The organism is Planktotalea sp., from assembly GCF_039984035.1.
In the GTDB taxonomy this organism is placed as follows: domain Bacteria; phylum Pseudomonadota; class Alphaproteobacteria; order Rhodobacterales; family Rhodobacteraceae; genus Planktotalea.
On sequence record NZ_JBDWVM010000245.1, the window covers coordinates 1 to 7,524 of the forward strand.

Sequence of the window (7,524 nt, forward strand, 5' to 3'; positions counted from 1 at the left end):
CACTGCCTGCGTCCAAGCCATTCTCGATTTCTACAATCCACAAGCCAACGCATTGTCGCGATTTTTCACGATTGAATACGCGACGTGGTTTCGACTGATCCTGCCGGGCTTGGCACATTTGGGGTTTGCTATACCACTCGGCGGAACAAGCGTCTTTTTCCGTCGCAGCGCCTTGGAAGAATTGCATGGGTGGGATGCGCACAACGTAACAGAAGATGCCGATTTGGGCATTCGAATCGCGCGATCAGGGTATCGCACGGCGCTTATTCAGTCCGTCACCCACGAAGAAGCAAATAACTCTGCATGGCCATGGATCAAGCAACGTTCGCGCTGGTTAAAGGGCTACCTCATCACCTATTTAACCCACATGCGTCGTCCAATTCGTCTGCTCTTTGAACTCGGCGCATGGAAATTCTTGGGCTTTCAAGCCTTCTTTTTATCATCCATCAGTCAGTATTTGCTGGCGCCTTTCATCTGGTCCTGCATGTTGATTTACCTCGGCGCGCCAGAATGGATCGAGATCATTCTGCCGAGCGAAGTTCAAAACACACTCATGCTGTCCTTCATCGGCATGTGGTGCCTGAGCACAATCGTCTACGTGATCGCAGTCACCGGTAAGGAGCATCGCCGCTTGATCCCATGGACCCTATGCATGAGCGTCTACATGGCGCTGGGAACATTGGCGATTTACAAAGGCGCGTGGGAGTTAATCACGCGGCCCTTTTATTGGGAAAAAACCGCCCATGGTCACAGTCAAGCAGATCAGGATGCGCCGCCCTCAGAGGAAGTCGCATCAAGCTTGAGCCGCGTGATATAGGCGACCGAGATATGATCGCGTAACGCTTGCTGCGCCGCGTCTTCATTGCGCGCGGCAATCGCTTCGACGATGGCATTATGTTCCTCCATCGCCCCTTCTCCGCGTCCCTGCGCCGCGAGCGAGGTTGTCGCCATCAGCGCCATTGAGCGGTGCACCAAATCCAATTGACCAACAAGGAAACGATTGTGCGATGCGAGGTGAATCTGCTTATGAAACCGACGGTTCGCACGCGCCAACGCGGATGGATCATCCATCAGTTTTAGATCATCCTGCACCATATCACGCAGCACTTGCACTTCTTCCTCTGTCGCATGGCGCGCTGCAAGGCGTGCTGCGAGCCCCTCAAGTTCGGCCCGAACCACATAAAGCTCTGACATCTGGTTGTGAGACAACGACGCAACAATCAAGCTACGCCCGTCACGCGTCAGCAAGCTCTGGGTTTCCAAGCGTTGCAAGGCCTCACGAATAGGCGTGCGCGACACGCCAAATCGCTCGGCTAGGTCGCTTTCCACCAGACGATCGCCGGGCTTGAACACGCCCACATCAATCGCTTCGAGCAACAGAGTATATGCATCCGTTTGACCGGTTCTGGCGTTGTTCATCGAAAGTCCCTCTGCTCACAGTTGGTGTAGCCTAAGCCTTGCGAGAATTGCGTTCAACCTGTTGTAGCGACGCAGTGGACAGGCTAGCGTCTGGGCATGCCAAAGCAGCTTTTCTCACACGTAAATACATGGGTTTTCGATCTCGATAACACCTTGTACCCGCCCGAAATGTGTCTCTTCGATCAAATCGAGGTTCGCATGATCGCATATGTCATGAAAACTTTGGGTGTAGATCGCGAAAGGGCCGACTATTTACGCGGTCATTATTGGAAAACCCATGGCACGACCTTGGCGGGGCTAATGCGCGAACACGACATTGATCCTGAACCCTATCTCATTGATGTGCACGACATCGATTTCACCGTGCTCGACGATGATCCAGAGCTGCGATCTTCAATTAACGCATTGCCCGGGCGCAAAATCGTCTACACCAACGGCACGGCCCCTTATGCGCAAAACGTGCTAAAGGCGCGCGGTCTTGATGGGATATTTGCGGCGATCTATGGCGTTGAACATGCCAACTACCACCCCAAGCCGGATGCGGCTGCATTCGATACTGTATTTGGCTTGGACAAGGTTCCCACTGAAACGGCCGCGATGTTCGAAGACGATCCGCGAAACTTGCGCGTGCCTCATTCCCTTGGAATGCGCACAGTTCATGTGGCGCCCGACGCGCTGCGCGAAGATCACATTCATCATCACACGGATGATTTGGCGACGTTCTTGCGTGCGCTCACTTAAAATTGCGGCGATTTGCCTATGGCAAAGAACGTTTAAGTATCTATCTCTAAGATAGAAATGGAGAATGGCATGGATCACGACATCATCGTTTCCGGCGGCGGAATTGCGGGTCTCACCGCGAGCGCTGCCTTTGCGAAAGCTGGCTTTGATGTCCTTTGCGTTGATCCAAGCCCTGCGATCACATCGCACGATGCAAAAGGGGCTGATTTGCGCAGCACAGCGTTTTTGCAACCCGCGCGACAGCTGCTGATCGACAGCGGGCTGTGGGATCGACTTGCCCCGCATGCCGCCTCTTTACAGGTCATGCGCATCATCGATGCGGGCGGCGATGATCACACGGCGCGCATGTCGAAAGAATTCGACGCCTCAGACATTTCAGAGCAGCCATTTGGTTGGAATTTGCCCAATTGGTTACTGCGCCGCGAAATGGCTGCGCATCTTGAGACCTTACCAAATGTAACCTATCGCACGGGCATTGGTGCAAAGACGCTCTTCACCCGTACAGGTGAAGCGCGCGTTGGCTTGTCAGACGGCAGCCGCGCGAAGGCCCGCCTCGTGATCGCCGCGGACGGGCGCGCGTCGCCAATGCGCGCGGCCGCTGGTATTGAGGTCAAGACAACGCGCTATGGGCAAAAAGCACTGGCTTTTGCGGTGACCCATGATGTGCCACACGACAATGTCTCCACCGAAATTCATCGCACAGGTGGCCCTTTCACCCTTGTGCCTTTGCCTGATTTTGAGGGCAAACCCAGCTCAGCCATTGTCTGGATGGAAGAAGGGCCAAAAGCCAAAGCCCTAGCCGCATTGAGCGATGCAGACTTCGAGGTGGCCATGAACCAACGCTCCTGCGCTGTTCTTGGACATTTGCAGCTTGCTTCGCAGCGGACGATTTGGCCGATCATCAGCCAACACGCCGAACATCTCAGCGGCGAGCGCATCGCCTTGATCGCGGAGGCGGCACATGTCTTGCCCCCTATCGGCGCGCAAGGATTGAACATGTCCCTCGGCGACATTCGCGCGCTCTTGGACCTCGCGACGGCAAGACCTTCAGAGCTCGGTGATAGAGTGATGCTAGATGCCTATCATCGGGCGCGGATCAACGATATTCGAATGCGCGTCGCAGGCGTTGCCATGTTGAACAAAACGTCGATGCTATCCGCGCGTCCTTTGCGGGACGCGCGTGCTGCGGGACTTAATGCGCTCTATAGTTTCGCACCGCTTCGTAAATCCATCATGCAAATGGGCCTTGGCGCTAAAGGATAAGTAAGGTGCGTGGTATCACGCACCCTACGAGTCGTCTCAGAGCACTTGATCCAGAACTTTTGTAAGGCGCGCGACGGTGCCGTCGATATCATACAGCTTATCCAGACCGAACAACCCCAATCGGAACGTGCGAAAATCGTCCGGCTCGTCGCAGGCCAAGGGAACACCGGCAGCAATCTGCATGCCAAGCGCTGCGAATTTGCTCCCATTCTGGATCGCAGGATCATCTGTATAGCTGACCACAACGCCCGGCGCACCAAACCCATCTGCCGCGACAGAGGTCACGCCCTTGCCCTTAAGACAGGCACGCACTGCATCACCAAGCTGCCATTGGGCCGCTTGCAGCTTCTCAAAGCCATACTCCTTCGTCTCAAGCATCGTGTCGCGGAACGCGCGCAGCGCATCCGTCGGCATCGTCGCATGATAAGCATGACCGCCCTTTTCATAGGCCTGCATGATCTGGTACCATTTCTTCAGATCAATCGCGAAGCTGTCTGATGTCGTTTCTTCCAAACGCGCCAAGGCACGATCGGACATCATCACAAGCCCAGCAGACGGCGATGCAGACCAGCCCTTTTGCGGCGCAGAGATCAGCACGTCCACGCCCGTCGCCTTCATATCGACCCACGCACAGCCAGATGCGATGCAATCGAGAACCATCAATGCGCCAACTTCTTGCGCCGCAGCCGCCATCGCGCTCACATAGTCATCGGGTAGGATCACACCCGCTGATGTTTCAACGTGCGGTGCAAAAACGATCTGTGGTTTTTCCGAACGGATCGCCGCGACCACCTCATCAATCGGTGCAGGCGCAAAAGGGGATCGTGTGTCATTGCCGCTTTGGCGTGCTTTCATCACTGTGCAGCTTTCGGTGAAGCCACCTGCCTCGAAAATTTGCGACCAGCGGTAAGAGAACCAACCATTGCGCACCACAAGCGCGTGGGAACCACGCGCGAATTGGCGTGCGACGGCTTCCATCCCGTAAGAGCCGCCACCGGGGATCAACGCAACGCCGCTGGCGCCGTAAACCTCTTTCAGCATCGCAGAAATATCGTTCATCACGCCTTGGAACGCGCCACTCATATGGTTCAGCGAGCGATCGGTGAAAACAACGGAAAATTCTTCCAATCCATTCGGATCAACAGTGTCGAGCAATGCGGGCATATTTATCTCCAAAAAAAGTTACCCGTAGCTAGCGCGCTTATTCCGGCTTGGCAAAGTCTTGTTTCACGAATTCAGCTGCGCCCAAGGGACCGGGCCTCCGTTCTTCACTGAGCAGCACGTTCGCCTCCACATCGCCTGCCCCCGGCAAAGTCATAATGCGTCGTCGCAAAACCCGTTCAAAATCAGGAATATCGCGCGCAACAACGCGCAGGCGATAGTCATATAGCCCCAACACATGCTCAACCGTTTGCACCTCGGGAATGGCGCTCACCGCACGTTCAAAATCCTCAAGACTGACACGCCCCTTTGTCGCGAGCTTCACGCCAAGAAAAACAGTGACGCCAAACCCCAGCTTTTCAGCGTCCAAAACCAAACGACGCCCACGAATGGCCCCCGCATCTTGTAATCGTTTCACCCGTCGCCACATCGCAGGCTGCGACATATCAAATCTGCGACCCAAGGCCCCTGCCCCAAGCGTTGCATCCTCCGCCAAGGCGCGCAAAATCTTGTGGTCCATCGCATCAAGATCGATCATAGCGGCAGACCTTCGCTCTGTTTGATGCGCGCCACATGCATCAAGGCTTCAATATCTGCGATATGCGGCAATGTGAGGATGCGTTCACGGTAAATCTGCTGATAATGCGCCATATCGCGCGCGATTACCGAAAGGCGCACATCCACGCGACCAAGGAAGGTCTGGATTTCGATCACATCGCGCACCTCGCGCGCGGCCTCAATGAAATCGTCAAACGCCCGCGTTTGGGTTTTATCCAGCGTGATGCGCAGGCTGACCTCAACCGCATAGCCAAGCACCTGCCAATCAATCACCGCTTGCTGACCGCCGAGCACGCCATTGGCCTGCATTTTCTCTATGCGCCGCCAACAGGTCGCTGTCGTCAAATCACAGCGGGCCGCCAGCTCGGCGTTAGAGAGCTCGGGCGCTGCCTGCATCTGACGCAATATGCGTCGATCCACATCATCAAGCATTAAATCACACCTCAAAGCAAAAAGGACGAATGATCTTTTCGAATTTCAGCAATTATCTACAAAATCAGGAAAGTTCAACAGCGCGGCACGTGTAGTTTGCCCTCAATACTCGTTTATAACCCGAAAGGACGAAACCATGCGCGTTTATTATGATCGTGATTGCGACGTTAACCTCATCAAAGAAGCCAAAGTTGCCATTCTTGGCTACGGCTCCCAAGGTCACGCACACGCGTTGAACCTACGCGATTCCGGCGCGAAGAACATCGTTGTTGCGCTGCGTGAAGGCTCCCCTTCACAAGCCAAAGCGGAAGGCGAAGGCCTCAAAGTTATGGGCATCGCAGAAGCGGCAGCATGGGCTGACGTGATCATGTTCACAATGCCAGATGAGCTTCAGGCAGAAACATACAAGAAATACGTACACGACAACATCCGTGAAGGAGCAGCAATCGCGTTCGCACACGGCTTGAACGTACACTTCGGTCTGATCGAGCCTAAAGAAGGCGTTGACGTGATCATGATGGCGCCAAAAGGCCCTGGCCACACAGTGCGCGGCGAATACACCAAAGGCGGCGGCGTTCCTTGCCTCGTAGCGGTTGACAAAGACGCATCTGGCAAAGCGCTGGAAATCGGTCTGTCTTACTGCTCCGCAATCGGTGGCGGTCGCTCTGGCATCATTGAAACCAACTTCCGTGAAGAGTGCGAAACAGACCTCTTCGGTGAGCAGGCTGTTCTCTGCGGTGGCTTGGTTGAGCTGATCCGCATGGGCTTTGAAACGCTTGTTGAAGCGGGCTACGCACCTGAAATGGCATATTTCGAGTGCTTGCACGAAGTGAAGCTGATTGTTGACCTGATCTATGAAGGCGGCATCGCGAACATGGATTACTCCATCTCCAACACAGCTGAGTACGGTCAGTACGTTACAGGCCCACGCATCCTCCCATATGAGGAAACAAAAGCGCGCATGAAAGCGGTTCTGGACGATATCCAACAGGGTAAATTCGTTCGTGACTTCATGCTCGAAAACGCAGTTGGCCAGCCAACGATCAAAGCGTCCCGTCGTGCGAACGATGAGCATCAGATCGAAGCGACAGGTAAAACTCTGCGCGACATGATGCCTTGGATCTCTGCAGGCAAAATGGTCGACAAGACTAAGAACTAATCGATTTGTTTCGATACAATACTAGGATTGACCCCGGCCTCGGCTGGGGTCATTTCGTTTCAGCATGACGCAAACGCCCTCCCCCGAAAATCCCGGCCTGTTGAACTGGCTTTTGATCGCGCTTCTTGGCGTAATCTGGGGGGCTGCGTTCATGTCGATGAGCGTCGCTTTGGAAGGCTACAGCCCGCGCATGGTGGCTGCTGGTCGCCTCGGCTTGGCCGCGCTTGCCCTAAACATTCTGAGCATCTTTTGCCGCCAGCCGATTACGATGATTTATCAGACCGCGGGCGCGCGTGGATGGCTTTTTAACGTACTCATCGGCACAATCGCCTTGGCCATTCCGATTTTGATGCTCACGTGGGGGCAGCAACATGTGCCCTCTGCCTTTGCGGGCGTCGCGATGGGCACTGTACCGCTCTTGGTGCTGCCGCTCGTCTATTTTTTTTCACCGGAGGAAGGCATCGGCCCACGACGGATCATTGGCCTGATCTTCGGGTTTGTCGGGATTGTCATCCTCGTCGGCCCCGGTGCGTTCAGCAAATCAGGAAGCGATTTGGTATTTTGGGGGCGTTTGGCCTGCATCGGTTCCGCGTGTTGCTACGCGATTGGCTCGGTCCTAACCCGTCGCAGCCCGAAAATGCCGCCCATCGCACTGGCAACAGGCACGATTACAGTCGCTGCGCTTTGGGTCGTGCCCTTCGCGCTTCTGACGGAAGACATTCCAAGCGACGTTGCCCTGCGCCCGAGCCTAGCTTTGCTCTACGCAGCGCTTTTGCCCACGGCACTTGGGG

At 55.1% G+C, this 7,524-nt stretch carries 9 protein-coding genes; 5 read left to right on the forward strand and 4 right to left on the reverse strand.

All coding sequences use genetic code 11. From position 1 onward, the window contains the following. Nucleotides 1-817: glycosyltransferase family 2 protein (locus tag ABJQ89_RS11070; RefSeq protein WP_348496297.1), on the forward strand; the 817-nt coding region annotated here is incomplete at its 5' end. Here ABJQ89_RS11070 and ABJQ89_RS11075 read toward each other — a convergent pair. After that, complete coding sequence (locus tag ABJQ89_RS11075; protein WP_348496298.1) at nucleotides 763-1,419, reverse strand: GntR family transcriptional regulator; 657 nt, start codon at nucleotides 1,417-1,419, stop codon at nucleotides 763-765. The two genes, ABJQ89_RS11070 and ABJQ89_RS11075, sit on opposite strands and share 55 nt — an antisense overlap. A gap of 96 nt (nucleotides 1,420-1,515) precedes the next feature. On the opposite strand from ABJQ89_RS11075, the gene ABJQ89_RS11080 reads away from it, so the two are divergent. Together ABJQ89_RS11080 and ABJQ89_RS11085 are read left to right on the forward strand one after the other, a co-directional pair. Beyond that, nucleotides 1,516-2,160 carry a pyrimidine 5'-nucleotidase gene (locus ABJQ89_RS11080; RefSeq protein ID WP_348496299.1) on the forward strand — a complete coding sequence of 215 codons (645 nt, stop codon included), beginning with the start codon at nucleotides 1,516-1,518 and terminating at the stop codon, nucleotides 2,158-2,160. Between the two features lie 69 nt (nucleotides 2,161-2,229). Further along, complete coding sequence (locus tag ABJQ89_RS11085) at nucleotides 2,230-3,423, forward strand: UbiH/UbiF family hydroxylase (protein ID WP_348496300.1); 1,194 nt, start codon at nucleotides 2,230-2,232, stop codon at nucleotides 3,421-3,423. A gap of 36 nt (nucleotides 3,424-3,459) precedes the next feature. Here ABJQ89_RS11085 and ABJQ89_RS11090 read toward each other — a convergent pair whose 3' ends face one another. The 3 genes from ABJQ89_RS11090 to ABJQ89_RS11100 are packed head-to-tail and all read right to left on the reverse strand — an operon-like array spanning nucleotide 3,460 to nucleotide 5,574. After that, on the reverse strand, nucleotides 3,460-4,587 hold the full coding sequence (locus ABJQ89_RS11090; RefSeq protein WP_348496301.1) for an aminotransferase class V-fold PLP-dependent enzyme: 1,128 nt from the start codon (nucleotides 4,585-4,587) through the stop codon (nucleotides 3,460-3,462). Between the two features lie 37 nt (nucleotides 4,588-4,624). Further along, nucleotides 4,625-5,122: an Lrp/AsnC family transcriptional regulator gene (locus ABJQ89_RS11095; RefSeq protein WP_348496302.1), complete on the reverse strand. Its 498-nt coding sequence runs from the start codon at nucleotides 5,120-5,122 to the stop codon at nucleotides 4,625-4,627. After that, nucleotides 5,119-5,574 carry an Lrp/AsnC family transcriptional regulator gene (locus ABJQ89_RS11100; RefSeq protein ID WP_348496303.1) on the reverse strand — a complete coding sequence of 152 codons (456 nt, stop codon included), beginning with the start codon at nucleotides 5,572-5,574 and terminating at the stop codon, nucleotides 5,119-5,121. The genes ABJQ89_RS11095 and ABJQ89_RS11100 overlap by 4 nt, the downstream gene beginning before the upstream one ends. Before the next feature lie 136 nt (nucleotides 5,575-5,710). Here ABJQ89_RS11100 and ilvC point away from each other — a divergent pair, with 136 nt between their 5' ends. Both ilvC and ABJQ89_RS11110 read left to right on the forward strand, forming a co-directional pair. After that, nucleotides 5,711-6,733 (forward strand): ketol-acid reductoisomerase, encoded by a 1,023-nt coding sequence (gene ilvC, locus ABJQ89_RS11105; RefSeq protein WP_348496304.1) that lies wholly within the window; start codon nucleotides 5,711-5,713, stop codon nucleotides 6,731-6,733. Between the two features lie 64 nt (nucleotides 6,734-6,797). Beyond that, a partial coding sequence (locus tag ABJQ89_RS11110) for an EamA family transporter (RefSeq protein WP_348496305.1) occupies nucleotides 6,798-7,524 on the forward strand: 727 nt, incomplete at its 3' end.

Excerpts from the sequence above, each read along its gene's own strand:
- ABJQ89_RS11080 (WP_348496299.1), top strand. The coding sequence starts at position 1,516 with ATGCCAAAGCAGCTTTTCTCACACGTAAATACATGGGTTTTCGATCTC.
- ABJQ89_RS11100 (WP_348496303.1), bottom strand. The coding sequence starts at position 5,574 with ATGCTTGATGATGTGGATCGACGCATATTGCGTCAGATGCAGGCAGCG.
- ABJQ89_RS11090 (WP_348496301.1), bottom strand. The coding sequence starts at position 4,587 with ATGCCCGCATTGCTCGACACTGTTGATCCGAATGGATTGGAAGAATTT.
- ilvC (WP_348496304.1), top strand. The coding sequence starts at position 5,711 with ATGCGCGTTTATTATGATCGTGATTGCGACGTTAACCTCATCAAAGAA.
- ABJQ89_RS11085 (WP_348496300.1), top strand. The coding sequence starts at position 2,230 with ATGGATCACGACATCATCGTTTCCGGCGGCGGAATTGCGGGTCTCACC.
- ABJQ89_RS11095 (WP_348496302.1), bottom strand. The coding sequence starts at position 5,122 with ATGATCGATCTTGATGCGATGGACCACAAGATTTTGCGCGCCTTGGCG.
- ABJQ89_RS11075 (WP_348496298.1), bottom strand. The coding sequence starts at position 1,419 with ATGAACAACGCCAGAACCGGTCAAACGGATGCATATACTCTGTTGCTC.